Raw genomic sequence first — 15,416 nt, 5'->3', positions numbered from 1 at the left:
GACGCAGCGCAGCGTAACGCGGGATCAGCGCCCGTACTGCACGTCCGCGTCCCAGACAGTGAATCCCAGCTTGCTGTAGACCGCCACCGCGGGTGCGTTGTCGGACTCCACATAGAGCATCACGCTGCGTAGTCCCGCCGCGCGCAGATGCTCCATCCCGATCACGGTCAGGGCCTTGCCCAGCCCGCCGCCCTGCGCGTCCGGATCCACCCCTACTACGTAAACCTCGCCAATCGCCTCGGGCGGGCCGGCGTGGACTTTCGTCCAGTGGAATCCGAGCAGCCGGTCCGAAGCGTCCACGGCGAGGAAGAAGCCGGCCGGGTCGAACCAGTCCTCCTGCTCGGTGGCGACCAAGTCCTCGACCGTGAGCGCGCCCTGCTCGGGATGCCAGGAGAAGGCCCGGTGGTTGACGGCAACCACCGCCGCCTCGTCCTGACCGGGCACGAAGGTGCGGATCCGCACGCCCTCGCGCAACTGCGGCTGCGGCACGTCGCCGGTCATCCAGCGCATCCGGCGCAGCTCACGGACCCGGTGCAGGCCCAGCTTGGCGGCAATGGCGGCGGCCGCCGGGTGGTCCCCGTGCGACCACAGCCGCGCCGACCGGTCCCCGGCCAGCGTCAGCAGCCGCTCCACCAGCTGCGTACCGACGCCGCGGTCGCGGGCGGCGGGGTGCACCAGCGTCTCCCCGACCAGGTGGCCGAAGGAGTCGCCGACGGTGTCGAGATGGGCGTAGCCGACCAGCCGCCCGTTGTCCTCGGCGAGCACGTGCGTGCCCGGCTGGGCGACGAACGACGGCAGGTCACCGGCGCCGGTCCGCTCGTCGGCCAGGCGGGCCGCCTCGAAGATGCCGGCCACCCCGTCCACTTCGACCGCGGTCAGCCGGTCCCGCCCAGTCAGCTCAGCCACAACACCCGACGCTAGCGGTCAGCGGAACTGCTTGGCCAGCGCGGCGAAGGCGTCGGACTCCGAATCGTCGTGCGCGTCGTGGTCCATGTGGCCGCCGGTGCGGGCGCCCGGCCGGGACGGGCGGACGAACTTGTAGCCCACGTTGCGCACGGTGCCGATCATCAGCTCGTGCTCGGGGCCGAGCTTGGCCCGCAGCCGCCGCACGTGCACGTCCACCGTGCGGGTGCCGCCGAAGAAGTCGTAGCCCCAGACCTCCTGGAGCAGCTGGGCCCGGGTGAACACCCGGCCCGCGTGCTGGGCCAGGTACTTGAGCAGCTCGAACTCCTTGTAGGTGAGCTCGAGCGGGCGGCCCTTGAGGCGGGCGGTGTAGGTGGCGTCGTCGATGACCAGCTCGCCGAGCTGGATCGCGCCGGCCGTGCCGGGCTGGTCGGTCTTGCGGCGGGAGCCGACCAACCGCAGCCGGGCGTCCACCTCGGCCGGGCCGGCGGTGGGCAGCAGGATCTCGTCCACGCCCCAGTCCGCGGTGACGGCGACCAGGCCGCCCTCGGTGACAATGGCCACAACCGGCACCTCGACACCGCTGCTGGACAGCAGCCGGCACAGCGACCGGGCCCCGGCCAGGTCGCCACGCGCGTCGACGAGCACCGCGTCGTGCGGGCCGGCCTCGAGCAGCGCCGAGACCTCCGGCGCCAGCGGCCGCACCACGTGTGGCAGCAGGGACAGCGCCGGCAGCACCGACGACGGGTCCGGATCCCCGGTCAACAGCAGCAGATCGACACCCATGGGCAAGCCGCCTCCTCTCGCGCGCCGCGGCCTGGCCACCGGCGGGCGGGATAATCGGCGTACGGTGGCCAGGCCCCGTTGCCTGCGGATGTCCGGGACAATACCGGTCGTGACCAGCCCCGAGGGCAGCCGAAACACGCGCGTCACACGAATTAACACAGGTGGGGAGATATCGGCGATGACCACCACTACCCGGCCGCGGCGCGGCCGACGGTGGAAGATCCTGGTCGCGGTGCTGCTGGTGCTGGCCGCGATGCTGGTGGCCGCCGACTTCGCCTTCGCCGCGATCGGCGAGTACCAGGTGTCCAAGAAGATGCGCACCGAGCTGAAGCTGACCGACGACCCGTCGGTGACCATCCACGGCTTCCCGTTCATGCTGCAGGCCGCCCGCGGCGACTACCAGGACATCGAGATCGAGGCCAACGGCATCCCGATCGGCGACACGCTGCGTGACCTCCAGGTCAAGGCCCACCTGTACGACGTGAAGGTGCCGCTGTCCGAGCTGGTCTCCGGCTCGGCCCACTCGGTGCTGATCAGCCAGGTCGAGGGCCAGGTCCAGATCAGCGCCGCCGACGTGAACCGGGCGTTCAACGCCACCGACGTCGGCCAGGCGCTCGGGGTGTCCAACCTGACCATCGGCCCCACCCCGCCGGACACGCTCTACGACACCCCGACCCCCACGCCGACGCCCACCCCCACCACCAGCCCCTACACCGACACCAGCATCGGCGTGCGGCTGTCGTTCAACATCACCGTCGCCGGCCATCCGCTGAAGATCAACGCCTACGGCCTGCTCGGCCTGTCCGGCACGAAGATCCAGGTCCAGCCGACCCGGCTGGAATTGGTGGACGGGGTCACGACGTTGAAGGTGCCGGACACCTTGCAGCAGCCGATCTTCGCCGCCCTGTCCACCGAGCTGGACCTGGGCAAGGCGCTGCCGTTCACGGTGGTGCCGACCAAGGTCGGGGTGGACAGCAACGCCTTCTCGGTGAGCGGCAAGGCCACCAACGTGCAGCTGGGCAGCGGGAGGAGCGGACTGGGATGACCGGGCTGTGGGTGTTGCTCGCGGTGCTGGCCGCCGCCACCGTCCTGGGTTTCCTGCTCCGCGGACGGGATGGACGCGTGCAGCACCGCAAGCCGGTCGCCGACCTGCCGGCGCAGGTCCGGGACCTGATCGACCCCGCCTCCCCGGTGACGCTGGTCCAGCTGTCCACCACGTTCTGCGCCCCGTGCCGGCACACCCGGGTGCTCCTCTCCGACCTGGCCTCGAAGACCGACGGCCTGGAGCACCGCGAGCTGGACCTCACCGACCTGCCCGAGGTCGCCACCTCGCTGAAGGTGCTGCGCACCCCGACCACCGTGGCCTTCACCCCGGACGGCGCCGAGCTGCTGCGGGTCGGCGGCGTGCCCAAGCGGGACGTCCTGGCCGAGGCTCTCCGCCCCCACCTGGCCTGACTCAGGCCAGTCGCGCTCCAGACTCAGGCGGCGTGCACCGGCGAGGCCGGAGTCAAGGCCTGAGTGATGCGGCCGTAGTAGTCGCCTGTCACCCACTGGACGTTCGCCGGTCGTTGCCCGCCACTGGTCACGAACTGCTTCAGCGCGGTATGCGCCTGGCTCAGCGGAATCGCAGTGAAACGATCGTGGTAACGGGCGGTGTCAACGTCGCTGGCCAGCCACGGGTCCTCCAGCGGTGGCTGCGGGTTGTAGGACACCCACAGCTCGGCATCGGCTGAGTTGAGGAACCACAGCAGCGCCGCCATCCCGGCCTCCGGGTTGGCACTCACCCGGAACAGCTGAGCCGGGTAATCCACGGAAGCGTCGTCAAAGGGCGTGTCCGCGAGCACCACGTCGCTCGGATGGCGCGGGTCGGCCCGGTAGACCAGTTCGTGCAGGAGCGACTCAATCTCGTCAGGCGTGCTGGCGTGCTTCCACTGGCCATCGTGCACCGCGCTGAGAATCATGCTCGCTGCCTCCCTTCGAGCTCTGAGGGTACCTTGGCACCCCGCGTCCATACGGTGAGTGAGCAACCTTCGGGCAAGACAGCGGCCACCGCGCGGGGGGCAGCCGAGGACCCCGCGGCAGATCCTGTCGTTATTGATCACGAGGGTGGCATGGGTGAGGCCGCGCTCGCGCATGATCATCGCCGCATGGACCTCAACATGGCTGGCAGAGGGCACAGCCGCCAGCCGAGGGTTGCGCACAGCCGGCGCCTGCAGGTGTTCACGCAGGTAGGTGTCGGCTTTGACAAACCACTCGCTGTTTTCGCCGCTGACCAGTGGCTCGTCGAACCGGTGGCCGTCGTCGTCCACCAAAACTCCGGTGGTGACGTGAGTGCGCGGGTCAGTGGCGTCCGGGTCGATGTGCTTGCCGACCTCTGCGGCCCAGGCAGCGTCACGTGACCATGGCGGCCTTTCGGGCCCTGAAGTCGGTAGCACAGGGTGACCGTATCGGCAGGCATGACCAGCAGGTCGGCGGCGTGCCCAAGCGGGACGTCCTGGTCGAGGCCCTGCGCCCGCACCTGGCCTGACGCCACCATCAGCTGGCCCGGACGCCAGCACCAGAGAGCGCGAGGCCCCGCCGGTGTTTCGCACGGTTGCCGGATTTCGCCCGCCGCCACCCGACGCGCACCGCATCCGAGCCGGATGCGGCGGGCTAAATCCGGCAAGGGCGAGACACCGGCTACCCGGGGGGCCGAGCCGCGACGCCGAAGGCGGCGCCAAGAACACTGTTCCATCTGGTGGACGACCCTCCCACGAGCAGGGATCGGCGGGTACTCTCCGCCGTATGGCCCAGCTGCTGACGAAGCGACGCGCGGTGGATCTCTGCCGCGTGCGCAGCAGCCTGTGTCGGACTTTCTGACCGGACGTCCCAGGCCCGACGCCTGACGTCCCGCTGGACCCGTCGTGTCCGCAGGTCCCCCAGGTCAGGAGGTCTTTCCATGTCCGCACCCCAGATCGATCCCCGAGGTCCGCGCTTCGGCGCCTGGATCACGACGGTCGTGCTCGCGGTCGTGCTGGCCACCGGTTGGTGGCCGCTGCTCGCGCTGCAGACCATCGTCTTCGCCATCGGCGGCTTCCTCGGGCTCCAGCACGCCCCGTACGGCCTGCTCTACCGACGTTTCGTCGCGCCACGGCTGGGTCCCACCGACGAGCGCGAGGACGCGGCCCCGCCGCAGTTCGCGCAAACCGTCGGCTTCGTCTTCGCCCTGGTCGGCACGCTCGGATACCTGTCCGGCCTGACCGTCCTGGGCACCGTGGCGACCGCGCTGGCCCTGGTCGCCGCGTTCCTCAACGCCGCCTTCGCCTTCTGCCTCGGCTGCGAGATGTACCTGGTCATCCGCCGGTTCGCGCCGGCCACCGGCAAGTAAGTCAGTCAAACCCCAACCCGGCGAAGGAGCCGATCGATGAGTCGCGAGAACGTGCTGGTCTCGGCGCAGTGGGCCGAGGACAACCTCGAGACCCCGGGCGTGGTGTTCGTGGAGGTGGACGAGGACACCAGCGCCTACGACGGCGGCCACATCCCCGGCGCCGTCAAGGTCGACTGGAAGACCGACCTGCAGGACCCGGTGCGCCGGGACTTCGTGGACCGGGAGGGCTTCGAGAAGCTGCTGTCGGCCAAGGGCATCGGCAACGACAGCCAGGTCGTGCTCTACGGCGGCAACAACAACTGGTTCGCCGCCTACGCGTACTGGTACTTCAAGCTGTACGGCCACGACAAGGTGCAGCTGCTCGACGGCGGCCGCAAGAAGTGGGAGCTGGACGGCCGCCCGCTGGTCAAGGACGAGGTGAGCCGCCCGGCCACCGACTACAAGGCCCAGGAGCAGGACCTGTCGCTGCGGGCCTTCCGTGACGAGGCCGTGGCCGCGATCAGCACCAAGAACCTGGTCGACGTGCGCTCGCCCGACGAGTTCAGCGGCAAGCTGCTCGCGCCGGCCCACCTCCCGCAGGAGCAGGCCCAGCGGGCCGGCCACATCCCGAGCGCGATCAACGTGCCGTGGAGCAAGGCCGCGAACGAGGACGGCACCTTCCGCTCCGACGACGAGCTGCGCGAGATCTACGGCGAGGCCGGCCTGGACGGCTCCAAGGCCACCATCGCCTACTGCCGCATCGGCGAGCGCTCCTCGCACACCTGGTTCGTGCTGCGCGAGCTGCTCGGCCACGCGGACGTGAAGAACTACGACGGCTCCTGGACCGAATACGGCTCGCTGGTCGGCGTGCCGGTCGAGCTCGGCACTGGAAAGGACTGACCATGACCGCAGCAGGGTGTGGGGCTCCGGAGCAGGGCGCGGCGCTGCCGGCCAACATCGACCCGGGCAAGGAGGTCGTGCTGTCCGGCACGGTCTCCGCGGGCGGCCAGCCGGTCGGCGGGGCGTTCGTGCGGCTGTTGGACTCGACCGGCGAGTTCACCGCCGAGGTCGTCTCCTCCGAGCAGGGTGACTTCCGCTTCTTCGCGGCGCCGGGCGCCTGGACGGTGCGCGCGCTGCACCGCAGCGGCACCGGCGAGGCCCAGGTGACCGCCGACGGTCCGGGGCTGCACCAGCTCCAGGTCGCGGTGGCCTGAAACACGGCGTGAGAGGGGCCCCAGCCTCTGCTGGCTGGGGCCTCTCGCCGTATTCTGACCCGGTGGAACTCTTCTTCACCCTCCTGATGGTGCTGGTCTGCGTGGCCATCGCCTGGTTCTCGGTGTACGTGGTGTACCGCCTGCTGCAGGACCACCGCTGAGTCATGACGAAGCCTGAGTTCGGCAGCGGTGACGCCGCGGTCCGCGCCGCCGAGCAGCGCGCGGAGTCGACGCGCGACCGCAACCTGCCGCAGTTCGACGACCTGCCGATCCCGGGCGACACCGCCAATCTGCGGCTGGGCCCGAACCTCAACGACGCCTGCCTGGCGCTGCTGCCGCTGGTCGGCGTGTGGCGCGGCGAGGGCCAGATCGTCTACCCGACGATCGAGGGCCCGTTCCGCTTCGGCCAGCAGATCACCTTCGCCCACGACGGCCGGCCGTTCCTCACCTACGAGGCCCGGTCCTGGCTGCTGGACGAGCACGGCAAGGTGATCCGGCCAGCGGCTCGCGAGTCGGGCTTCTGGCGGCCACAGGCCGACGACACCATCGAGGTGCTGCTCACGCACGCAACCGGGGTCGTGGAGATCTACTACGGCACGCCGCTGTCGCAGACCTCGTGGGAGCTGGCCACCGACATCGTGATGCGCACCTCCACGGCCAAGGAGGTCACCGCGGCCAAGCGCCTGTACGGGCTGGTCAACAACGGCGACCTGGCCTACGTGGAGGAGCGGGCGATGGTCGGCGAGCCGCTCCAGCCGCACGTCTCGGCCCAGCTCGAACGCGTCGTCGGCTGACACGTGCGGCTGCGGCGGTGTGGCCGGCACGCGATGCTGGTCGAGCTGGACTCGCTGGCCGAGGTGGAGGCGCTGCACGGCGCGCTGCTGGTCGCCGACCTGCCTGAGGTCGTCGAGCTCGTGCCGGCGGCCACCACCGTGCTGGTCGAGGTGCGGCCTGGTTCGGACGGCTTGGCCAAGGCGCGGGCCGTCATAGAGGCAGCCGACCTGTCGCATCCGCCGGACCGCACGCCGCGCCAGGTCCGGCTGCCGATCTTGTACGACGGTCCGGACCTGCCGCTGGTCGCGGAGACCGCCGGGTTGAGTGTCGACGAGGTCGTCGCGCTGCACTGCGGCGCGGAGTACACGGTGGCGTTCTGCGGCTTCGCGCCGGGCTTCGGCTACCTGGTCGGGCTGCCGGAACCGTTGCGGCAGGCCAGGTTGGACAACCCGCGGACCAAGGTGCCGGCCGGATCGGTTGGCATCGCTGGGGAATTCACCGGCGCGTACCCGACGTCCTCGCCGGGCGGCTGGCGGCTGATCGGCCGTACGACCGCGATCCTGTTCGACGCCAAGCGTTCCGAGCCGGCGCTGCTGGCCCCGGGTGATCATGTTCGGTTCGAGGTGGCCGGGTGAGCCGCTCGCTGACCGTGGTGCGCACCGGCCCGCAGGCACTGATCCAGGACCTCGGCCGGCCCGGCCACGCACATCTGGGCGTGCCGCCCTCGGGCGCGCTGGACGTGCCGGCGCTGACCCTGGCCAACCGGCTTGTCGGCAATCCCGGTTCGGCCGCCGGCATCGAGGCGCTGCTGGGTCGGATTCAGTTGCGCGCCAACTGTTCCTGCACCGTCGCGGTGACCGGGCCGAGCATCCTGGTGTCCGTCGGCGATCACCTCGCTGACTCCCATGCCCCGGTGCACCTGCGCGCCGGCGACGTCCTGACCCTTGGTGCCCCGACCGGCGGACTTCGTTGCTACATAGCGGTTTCCGGCGGCATCGACGTGCCGCCGCAGATGTCCAGCCGGGCCACCGACATTCTCTCCGGCATCGGGCCGGATCCGTTGCGCGCCAACGATATCCTTCCGCTCGGTGAGCCGTGCGGGCTGCCGGTCGGCGCCGACGTGCTGTCGCCGACGGTCGCCCCGGCCGAGCTGGTGGTGCCGGTGCTGCTCGGCCCGCGTGAGGACTGGTTCGACGATCCGGCCGGGCAGCTGGCGGCCGGCCGGTGGACGGTTTCCCAGCAGAGCAACCGGGTCGGGCTGCGGCTGGACGGCGACGCGCTGCGCCGGGCCGCCGCCTTCGAGTCGCGTGAGCTGCCCAGTGAGGGCGTGGTCACCGGATCGGTCCAGGTGCCGGCCAACGGGCGGCCGGTGCTGTTCCTCGCCGATCACCCGGTGACCGGCGGCTATCCGGTGATCGGCGTAGTGACCGCCGAGTCGTTGCCCCTGCTGGCCCAGGCCCGCCCGGGAACACCCGTTCGGCTGCAGCCGCTCCGTTGACGCAGTGGTCTAGGCCACTTTACTGTTCAGCACGGGCCGCCACCCGGACCGTAGGAGCACCATGCGCAAGCTTGCACTGCTCTCGGCAACCCTGTTCACGTTGGGCGCGGCGGTCGCCCTCGCCCCCGAAGCGGCCGCGACCACCGGCCTGACCGCCACGTTCACCGCGTCGGCGGGCGGCGGCAAGTACGTCGTGGCCAACTCGACGGCCGCGGCGATCACCGGCTGGTCGATCAGCTTCGACCTGCCCGCCGGCGTCACCGCGAGCAGCCCGCAGAACGGCACCCTCACCCAGACCGGCACCCACGTGACGGCCACCCCCGCGTACTACATCAACACCGTTGCCGCCCATGGCAGCACCGAGCCGTACAGCCTGTCGTTCTCGCTCAGCTCGGCCGTCTCCCCGGCCAACTGCCTGCTCAACGGCGTCAACTGCGACGGGTCGGGCGGAACGACCCCGCCGCCGGTGACAGCCGCGGTGACGGCGCAGTACTCGCAGTCCGGGTCCACCGGGAAGTACGTGGTGGCCAACAACTCCGACACCGATCTCAAGTTGTGGTCGCTGGCCTTCGACCTGCCCAGCGGGACCACGGTCAGCAACGGCCAGAACGGCACCGTGACGCAGACCGGCACCCATGTGGTGGCGACACCGGCGTACTACAACACTGTGGTGAAGGCCCATGCCACCACCGAGCCGTACAGCCTGACGTTCACGGTCAGCGGCTCCGGCAGCCCGCAGAACTGCCGCGTCAACGACAGCAAGTGCGACGGAACGGCTGACGCGCCACCGGGTGCGCCGACCAACCTGCACTCCACCGCCAAGACCACCAGGACCGTGCTGCTGGCCTGGAATGCCGCCACACCAGGGGATCTGCCCATCGCCGGCTACGACGTCTACAACGGCTCCGCGCTGGCTGTGTCGGTCACCGGCACCACCGCACAGATCACCGGCCTGACGCCGAAGACGTCCTACACCTTCACCGTGAAGGCCAAGGACACCCATGGCACCTCCTCGGCTGCCAGCGCACCAGTCAGCGTCACCACCAACGACCCCTCCGCCGACACGCAACCTCCCACCGCACCAACGAATCTGGCCGTGACGGGCAAGGACTCCGTGACGGTTTCCCTGAGTTGGTCGGCCTCCACCGACAACACCGGCGTGGTGTCTTATGACGTGTTCAACGGATCTGCTGTCGCCACAACGGTGACTGGCACCACGGCGACCGTCACCGGCCTCAGTCCGTCCACTCAGTACACCTTCACGGTGCAGGCCCGGGACGGCTACGACAACGTGTCCGCGGCCAGCAATGCCGTCACCGCAACGACTTCCGACGTAATCGGCAACGGCTACGCCAAGGTCGGTTACTTCGTGCAGTGGGGCATCTACGGCCGCCAGTACTTCGTGAAGAACCTCGTCACCACTGGCGCCGCGGCCAAGCTGACGCATCTGTTGTACGCGTTCGAGAACATCGACCCGGTCAACCTGACGTGCCTGTCCGGCGCCACCTTGGGCACCACCGCCGATCCCGAGGACCCCAGCCAGGGTGACGGCGCTGGCGACGCCGACGCCGACTACGGCCGCCCCTTCTCTGCCGCCCAGGCCGTCAACGGCGTGGCCGACGACGGCTTCGCGCCGCTGCGCGGAAACCTCAACCAGCTCAAGGAACTCAAGGCGCTGTACCCGAACCTGAAGATCCTGGTCTCCATCGGCGGCTGGACGTACTCGAAGTACTTCTCCGACGTGGCCAAGACCGACGCGTCCCGGAAGAAGTTCGTCGCCTCCTGCCTCGACACCTGGATCAAGGGCAACCTGCCGGTCACCGAGGGCGCGGGCGGCGCGGGTGTGGCCGCCAACATCTTCGACGGCATCGACCTGGACTGGGAATGGCCCGGCGACGCCAACGGCCACCCCGGCAACCACTACAGCGCGTCCGACAAGGCCAACCTGACCGCCCTGCTGGCCGAGTTCCGCACCGAACTGGACGCCCTGGGCGCGGCCAACGGCAAGCGGTACCAGCTGACCGCGTTCACTCCCGCCGACCCGACCAAGGTCAGCGAGGGCTGGGACCTGCCGCAGACGTCGAAGTCCCTGGACATCTTCAACGTGCAGGGCTACGACTTCCACGGCTCCGGCAGCGACAACTCGTGGGAGCCCAACCGGACCGGCGACCAGGCCAACCTGTACCCGGCCAGCAACGACCCGTACTCGTTCCACTTCAGCGTGGACGGGGCCGTGCAGACGTACCTGTCGGCGGGGGTGAATCCACGCAAGATGACCGTGGGCATTCCGTTCTACGGCCGAGGTTGGCAGGGCGTCACCGACGGTGGCGCCCATGGCGAGTGGCAGGCGGCCAACGGGGCCGCGCCGGGGCAGTTCGCCGAGGAGGCCGGCACCCGGGGCTACAGCAACCTGCTGAGCGCCTTGCCGAACATGACCGTCTACCACAACACACAGGCCGTGGCCACGTACGGCTATGACGGCAGCCAGTGGTGGACGTTCGACGACACCTGGTCCATCGGCCAGAAAATGGCCTACATCAAGAGCAAGGGCCTGCTGGGCGCGATGATCTGGGAGATGTCCGGCGACACCGGCACCCTGATGACCGCCGTCGACACCGGCCTGAAGTGAGGTGATGGGGTTCGGGTGTCTCCAAGACCCCCAAACCCCAGCCCGCCCTACCGCTAACCGCCTCAAACCCCGGCGGTTTGAGGCGGTTAGCGACCATCACGAACCTGGTTTGTAGGTCTTGGAGACCCACAAAGTCAGTACTCCGACTCGTAGAGGGCCGTCAGCTCGCGGTGCAGGGCGCTGGAGTCCTTGAGCTGCTTGCCGTCCAGCGTGTGGATGCGGGTCACGCAGCGCACGCTGGAGACCAGGAACAGGCCCTCGGCCCCGGGCAGGTCGGCGGCCGGGATCGGCTCCACCTTCACCGACCAGCCGGCCCGCTCGGCCGCGCGGAACAGCGCCGCCTGGGTGGTGCCGGGCAGGATGCCGACGGTCGACGGCGGCGTCACCAGGGTGCGCTCGCGCACCAGGACCAGGGTGGAGGTCGGACCCTCCAGCACCGAGCCGTCGGCCGCCGTGAAGACCACGTCGTCCGCGCCCTCGCGGGCGGCGTAGCGGACCGCCGCCATGTTCACCGCGTACGACAGCGACTTGGCGCCCAGCAGCAGCCAGGGGGCGCGCTGGGCCAGGCCCGGCTCGAAGCCCCGCTCCAGGGTGATCGCCGCGATGCCGTCGGCCCGTTGCTGGAGCACCTTGTCGGCGATCGGCAGGCCCATCGCGAACGCCGTCGGCGTGCCGTCGCCGTACTCGTTGCCGCGGGTCAGGACCAGCTTCAGGGCCATGTCCTTGCCGCCGGTCCAGTTGTTGATCACCGCGTCGACCGCGCGCTCCCAGCCGGCCCGGTCCGGCTCCGGCAGTTCGAGCATGGCCGCCGAGCGGTCCAGCCGGTCCAGGTGCGGACCGAGCTCTCTCGGCTTGCCATCGATGACCAGGATCGTCTCGAACACACCGTCGCCGCGGAGCAGTCCCAGGTCGTCCACCCGCAGCAGCGGGGCTTCGGGATCCGCGGTCGTTCCGTCCAGAAAGGCCAGCACGCGCATGGGCCGAGCCTACTCAGGGGTCCGCGTCCTATTCTGGGGGTGTGGAGACCGTGAGCCCCGAGGAGGCCGCGCGGCTGCGCCGCACGCTGCACGAGCGTGGGCTGCGGATGACCCCTCAGCGTCAGTTGGTGCTGGACGCCGTCCGTGAGCTCGAGCACGCCACGCCGGAGCAGATCTGCCAGCGGGTGCAGCGCGTCACGCCGACCGTGAACATCACCACCGTCTATCGGACCCTGGAACTGCTGGAGAAGCTGAACCTGGTCCGGCACACCCATCTCGGCCATGGCGCGCCGTCGTACTCCGTGGACGAGCACGAGCACGTGCACCTGGTCTGCCACAGCTGCGGCCGGGTCGACGAGGTGCCGTGCTCGCTGCTGGACGGGCTGGCCGAACGGCTCGACCAGGGCCGTGGCTTCCGGCTGGACGCCAGCCATCTCGCGCTGTCCGGCACCTGCCGGGAGTGCATCGCCGAACAGGAGAAGTCGTGAGTTTCGTCGAGGCCCCCGCCGGCTCGCCCGACGCCGGCGTGCCGTGGCACTACGGCGACCCCTTCGCCGAGCAGCGCGCCGCCGCCCGCTCGGCCGCCGTGGTCGACCGCTCCAACCGTGAGGTCATCGCCGTTCCCGGCGAGGACCGGCTGACCTGGCTGCACAACCTGACCAGTCAGCACGTGCTCGACCTGCGGGACGGCGAGACCACCGAACTGCTCGTGCTGGATGTGCAGGGCCGGGTTGAGCACCATGCCGTGCTCACCGACTTCGAGGGCACGGCCTGGCTCGATGTGGAGCCCGGCTCCGGCAAGGCCCTGCTGGCCTACCTGGAGTCGATGAAGTTCTGGTCCAAGGTCGAGCCCCGGGACGCCACGTCCGAGATCGCCGTGCTGTCCGTTGTCGGTCCTGACACGCCGAAGCTGGTCACCTTCGGCGGCCTTGTCCGCCCCATGCCGTGGGGCGCCGACCTGCTCGTTCCCCGTGCGTCGAAGGACGCGGAATTCACCCGCCTGGTTGACGCCGGCGCCCGCCCCGCCGGTTCCCTGGCCTTCGAGGCGCTGCGCGTGGAGCTGCTTCGTCCCCGGCTCGGCGTCGACACCGACGAGCGCACCATCCCGCACGAGGCCCGGTGGATCGGCACCGCCGTGCACCTCAACAAGGGCTGCTACCGGGGGCAGGAGACCGTCTCCAAGGTCGAGAACGTCGGCCGGCCGCCGCGGCGGATGCTGCTGCTGCACCTCGACGGCTCCCTCGACGCCCTGCCCGAGACCGGCGACCCCGTGCTGCTCGACGGCAAGGCCGTCGGCCGCATCGGCTCCGCCGTCCGCCACCACGAGCTCGGCCCCATCGCCCTGGCCCTGATCAAGCGCTCCGTGCCGCTGGACGCGTCCTTGGTCACCGGGCCGGCGGAGGAGCCCATCGCCGCCTCCATCGACCCGGACTCGGTGCCCCCGGACAACGCCGCCCTGGGCCGGGAGGCCGTCCGCAACCTCGGCCGCTGAGTTGTCCACAGGCCCCGAGTTGTCCACATCTGGATCTTCACCCCACCCCGCGCCCGGCAGCCGCCGATAGGCTGGCGATGGGCACGCCCCCCGGGAGTGGTGGGTGGTGAGATCCATTAGGTCGGCCGACGAATTTCCGTGGCATGCGGGTTCGGCCAGAAAATCTTCCGGCGGACGCCCTTTGGGTCGGGTGGACGTGCGAGGATCGGGCCATGTCACCGTCGACGCCGCGCCCCGGTTCTCACGGCACTCTGATCACGGTCGCCCCCACCGGGGCCGAGCATGCCAAGGCGGACGTGCCGAATCTGCCGGTGAGCCTGGACGAGCTGGTCAGCACGGCCAAGGACTGCGAGCGGGTGGGCGCGTCGATGATCCACGTGCACATCCGCGGCGCGGACACACGGCCGACGCTGGACCTGGGGCTGCTGAAGGAGACGGTGGCGGCGCTGCGGGCGGAGACGGACCTGGTGGTCCAACTGTCGTCCGGCGGCGCGGTGACGGACCCGGAGGAGCACCGGCTGCGGGTGCTGGAGGCCGGCCCGGACTCGGCCTCCTGCACGATGGGCACGGTCAACTTCGGCGACGACGTGTTCATGAACCGCTGGGAGTTCATCGTCGAGCTGCACAAGCGGATGCAGGACCGGGGCATCGTGCCGGAGTACGAGATCTTCGACCTGGGCCAGCTGACCAGCCTCCAGCGGCTCCTGGACCAGCACGGCCTGCCGGCCGGCGGGCACGTGCACGTGGATCTGGTGATGGGCGTGCCGGGCGGCATGCCGGGCGACACGGAGACGCTCGCGGCGGCGCTGCGGGCGATCCCGGATGGCGCAACGTTCTCGGCCACCGGGATCGGGCGCTCCTCCATACCGGTGATGTTCGCGGCGCTCTCGGCGGGCGGGCATCTGCGGGTCGGGATGGAGGACACGATCTCCTACGCCCGGGGCGAGCGGGTCCGCGACAACGCCCAACTGGTGGCCAGGGCCAGTGGCCTCGCCCGGATAGCCCAGCGGCCGCCGCTGCCCGCGGACGAGGTCCGCAAGCTGCTCGGAGTGCAACGGTCCGGTTGAAACCGACTCTCAGGTGTTGGCGGGTGATGGCAGTGTGCTTCAGGATGGCGGTGTGATCGAGGTCCGTCCTGGCGGGCGGCGGCGCATCGACCGGGTGCTCGCGCCGGACTACACGGCCGGTGTCGAGCAGCGCCCGCTTGATGAGGTCCGCGCGCTGCGCGACGAGGCGGCGCAGGAGGAGACCGACCTGTCTTACCTGCGTCGGTTGCTGCACGCCCGAATCGACATCGTGAAGGCGGAACAGCAGCGCAGAGTCGAGGGCAGCGGCGCCTCCGTGGTGGACCGGCTGGTCTCGATCCTGTCCGAGAACGCGGTCGGCCCGGCCACCGGCCTCGGCCGCTACCAGACGCTGGAGCCGTCCCGCGCCGAGGCGCATCGCCGGCACGTGGAGGCCCTCGTCTCCGACGTCGACCTGTCGGACGTGGCGTCGCTGTCGGACGACAAGCTGGACCAGGCCCGTCAGGCGTTCGCCGCCGAGGAGGCCTCGGTGTCGGCGCGGCGGCGCGAGGTGCAGACCGTGATGGACAAGCTCAACGCCGAGATCGCCGGCCGCTACCGCAGCGGCAGCGCCTCGGTCGACGAGCTGCTGGCCAACGAGCGAACCAGGCGTGAAGCGGAGTAGCTAGCCCAGGCCCTGCGAGGCCCCGCCGGTGCTTCGCCTGGTTGGCGGATTTCGGCCGCCGCCACCCGACGCACCCCACCACCCAAGCCGGATGCGGCGGGCGAAATC

General features: G+C 70.2%; 19 protein-coding genes. 15 read left to right on the top strand and 4 right to left on the bottom strand.

What is annotated here, in order from left to right; genetic code table 11:
- Nucleotides 1-24: 24 nt before the first annotated feature.
- Together mshD and JJ691_RS40405 are read right to left on the bottom strand one after the other, a co-directional pair.
- Entirely contained in the window at nt 25-906 is an 882-nt protein-coding gene (mshD, locus tag JJ691_RS40410; protein WP_211764749.1) for a mycothiol synthase, read from the bottom strand.
- Nucleotides 907-924: 18 nt separating this feature from the next.
- Complete coding sequence (locus tag JJ691_RS40405; protein ID WP_211764748.1) at nt 925-1,689, bottom strand: winged helix-turn-helix transcriptional regulator; 765 nt, start codon at nt 1,687-1,689, stop codon at nt 925-927.
- Nucleotides 1,690-1,867: 178 nt separating this feature from the next.
- On the opposite strand from JJ691_RS40405, the gene JJ691_RS40400 reads away from it, so the two are divergent.
- Nucleotides 1,868-2,734 (top strand): LmeA family phospholipid-binding protein, encoded by an 867-nt coding sequence (locus JJ691_RS40400; protein ID WP_211764747.1) that lies wholly within the window; start codon nt 1,868-1,870, stop codon nt 2,732-2,734.
- Nucleotides 2,731-3,144, top strand: a complete 414-nt coding sequence (locus JJ691_RS40395) for a TlpA family protein disulfide reductase (RefSeq protein ID WP_211764746.1) — start codon at nt 2,731-2,733, stop codon at nt 3,142-3,144. Before JJ691_RS40400 ends, JJ691_RS40395 begins: the two co-directional genes overlap by 4 nt.
- Nucleotides 3,145-3,167: 23 nt before the next feature.
- Here JJ691_RS40395 and JJ691_RS40390 read toward each other — a convergent pair whose 3' ends face one another.
- On the bottom strand, nt 3,168-4,124 hold the full coding sequence (locus JJ691_RS40390; protein WP_211764745.1) for an Imm1 family immunity protein: 957 nt from the start codon (nt 4,122-4,124) through the stop codon (nt 3,168-3,170).
- Here JJ691_RS40390 and JJ691_RS52985 point away from each other — a divergent pair.
- The 9 genes from JJ691_RS52985 to JJ691_RS40355 all read left to right on the top strand — a co-directional run bounded on the left by JJ691_RS52985 (nt 4,085) and on the right by JJ691_RS40355 (nt 11,150).
- Nucleotides 4,085-4,216 carry a hypothetical protein gene (locus tag JJ691_RS52985; protein ID WP_256449453.1) on the top strand — a complete coding sequence of 44 codons (132 nt, stop codon included), beginning with the start codon at nt 4,085-4,087 and terminating at the stop codon, nt 4,214-4,216. The genes JJ691_RS40390 and JJ691_RS52985 overlap by 40 nt on opposite strands.
- Before the next feature lie 257 nt (nt 4,217-4,473).
- On the top strand, nt 4,474-4,548 hold the full coding sequence (locus tag JJ691_RS53485) for a putative leader peptide (RefSeq protein ID WP_442912801.1): 75 nt from the start codon (nt 4,474-4,476) through the stop codon (nt 4,546-4,548).
- A gap of 79 nt (nt 4,549-4,627) precedes the next feature.
- On the top strand, nt 4,628-5,056 hold the full coding sequence (locus JJ691_RS40385) for a DUF4395 domain-containing protein (RefSeq protein ID WP_211764744.1): 429 nt from the start codon (nt 4,628-4,630) through the stop codon (nt 5,054-5,056).
- A 36-nt stretch (nt 5,057-5,092) separates the two neighbouring features.
- Nucleotides 5,093-5,935, top strand: coding sequence for a sulfurtransferase (locus JJ691_RS40380; protein WP_211764743.1), 843 nt, complete (start codon nt 5,093-5,095; stop codon nt 5,933-5,935).
- Between the two features lie 2 nt (nt 5,936-5,937).
- Nucleotides 5,938-6,249, top strand: coding sequence for a DUF1416 domain-containing protein (locus JJ691_RS40375; RefSeq protein ID WP_211764742.1), 312 nt, complete (start codon nt 5,938-5,940; stop codon nt 6,247-6,249).
- A 164-nt stretch (nt 6,250-6,413) separates the two neighbouring features.
- A complete protein-coding gene (locus JJ691_RS40370; protein WP_211764741.1) occupies nt 6,414-7,043 on the top strand; it encodes an FABP family protein in 630 nt (209 codons plus the stop codon).
- Between the two features lie 3 nt (nt 7,044-7,046).
- Nucleotides 7,047-7,658 carry a 5-oxoprolinase subunit PxpB gene (gene pxpB, locus JJ691_RS40365; protein WP_211764740.1) on the top strand — a complete coding sequence of 204 codons (612 nt, stop codon included), beginning with the start codon at nt 7,047-7,049 and terminating at the stop codon, nt 7,656-7,658.
- Nucleotides 7,655-8,521, top strand: coding sequence for a biotin-dependent carboxyltransferase family protein (locus JJ691_RS40360; protein WP_211764739.1), 867 nt, complete (start codon nt 7,655-7,657; stop codon nt 8,519-8,521). The genes pxpB and JJ691_RS40360 overlap by 4 nt, the downstream gene beginning before the upstream one ends.
- Nucleotides 8,522-8,582: 61 nt before the next feature.
- Nucleotides 8,583-11,150 (top strand): glycosyl hydrolase family 18 protein, encoded by a 2,568-nt coding sequence (locus JJ691_RS40355; protein WP_211764738.1) that lies wholly within the window; start codon nt 8,583-8,585, stop codon nt 11,148-11,150.
- Between the two features lie 134 nt (nt 11,151-11,284).
- Here JJ691_RS40355 and JJ691_RS40350 read toward each other — a convergent pair whose 3' ends face one another.
- Nucleotides 11,285-12,127 carry an aminodeoxychorismate lyase gene (locus tag JJ691_RS40350; protein ID WP_211764737.1) on the bottom strand — a complete coding sequence of 281 codons (843 nt, stop codon included), beginning with the start codon at nt 12,125-12,127 and terminating at the stop codon, nt 11,285-11,287.
- 41 nt (nt 12,128-12,168) lie between these two features.
- On the opposite strand from JJ691_RS40350, the gene JJ691_RS40345 reads away from it, so the two are divergent.
- The 4 genes from JJ691_RS40345 (at nt 12,169) to JJ691_RS40330 (ending at nt 15,308) form a co-directional block, all read left to right on the top strand.
- The gene (locus tag JJ691_RS40345) at nt 12,169-12,615 is read left to right on the top strand and encodes a Fur family transcriptional regulator (protein ID WP_249227329.1); all 447 of its coding nucleotides are present in this window, start codon (nt 12,169-12,171) and stop codon (nt 12,613-12,615) included.
- Nucleotides 12,612-13,619 (top strand): CAF17-like 4Fe-4S cluster assembly/insertion protein YgfZ, encoded by a 1,008-nt coding sequence (ygfZ, locus tag JJ691_RS40340; RefSeq protein ID WP_249227328.1) that lies wholly within the window; start codon nt 12,612-12,614, stop codon nt 13,617-13,619. Before JJ691_RS40345 ends, ygfZ begins: the two co-directional genes overlap by 4 nt.
- Before the next feature lie 212 nt (nt 13,620-13,831).
- A complete protein-coding gene (locus tag JJ691_RS40335) occupies nt 13,832-14,686 on the top strand; it encodes a 3-keto-5-aminohexanoate cleavage protein (RefSeq protein WP_211764735.1) in 855 nt (284 codons plus the stop codon).
- A 52-nt stretch (nt 14,687-14,738) separates the two neighbouring features.
- Nucleotides 14,739-15,308, top strand: coding sequence for an RsiG family protein (locus JJ691_RS40330; protein WP_211764734.1), 570 nt, complete (start codon nt 14,739-14,741; stop codon nt 15,306-15,308).
- Nucleotides 15,309-15,416: the final 108 nt, after the last annotated feature.

Origin of the sequence: Kutzneria sp. CA-103260, from assembly GCF_018263855.1 — a bacterium.
Taxonomy (GTDB): domain Bacteria; phylum Actinomycetota; class Actinomycetes; order Mycobacteriales; family Pseudonocardiaceae; genus Kutzneria.
This window is presented reverse-complemented; position numbering and strand designations above follow the sequence as displayed.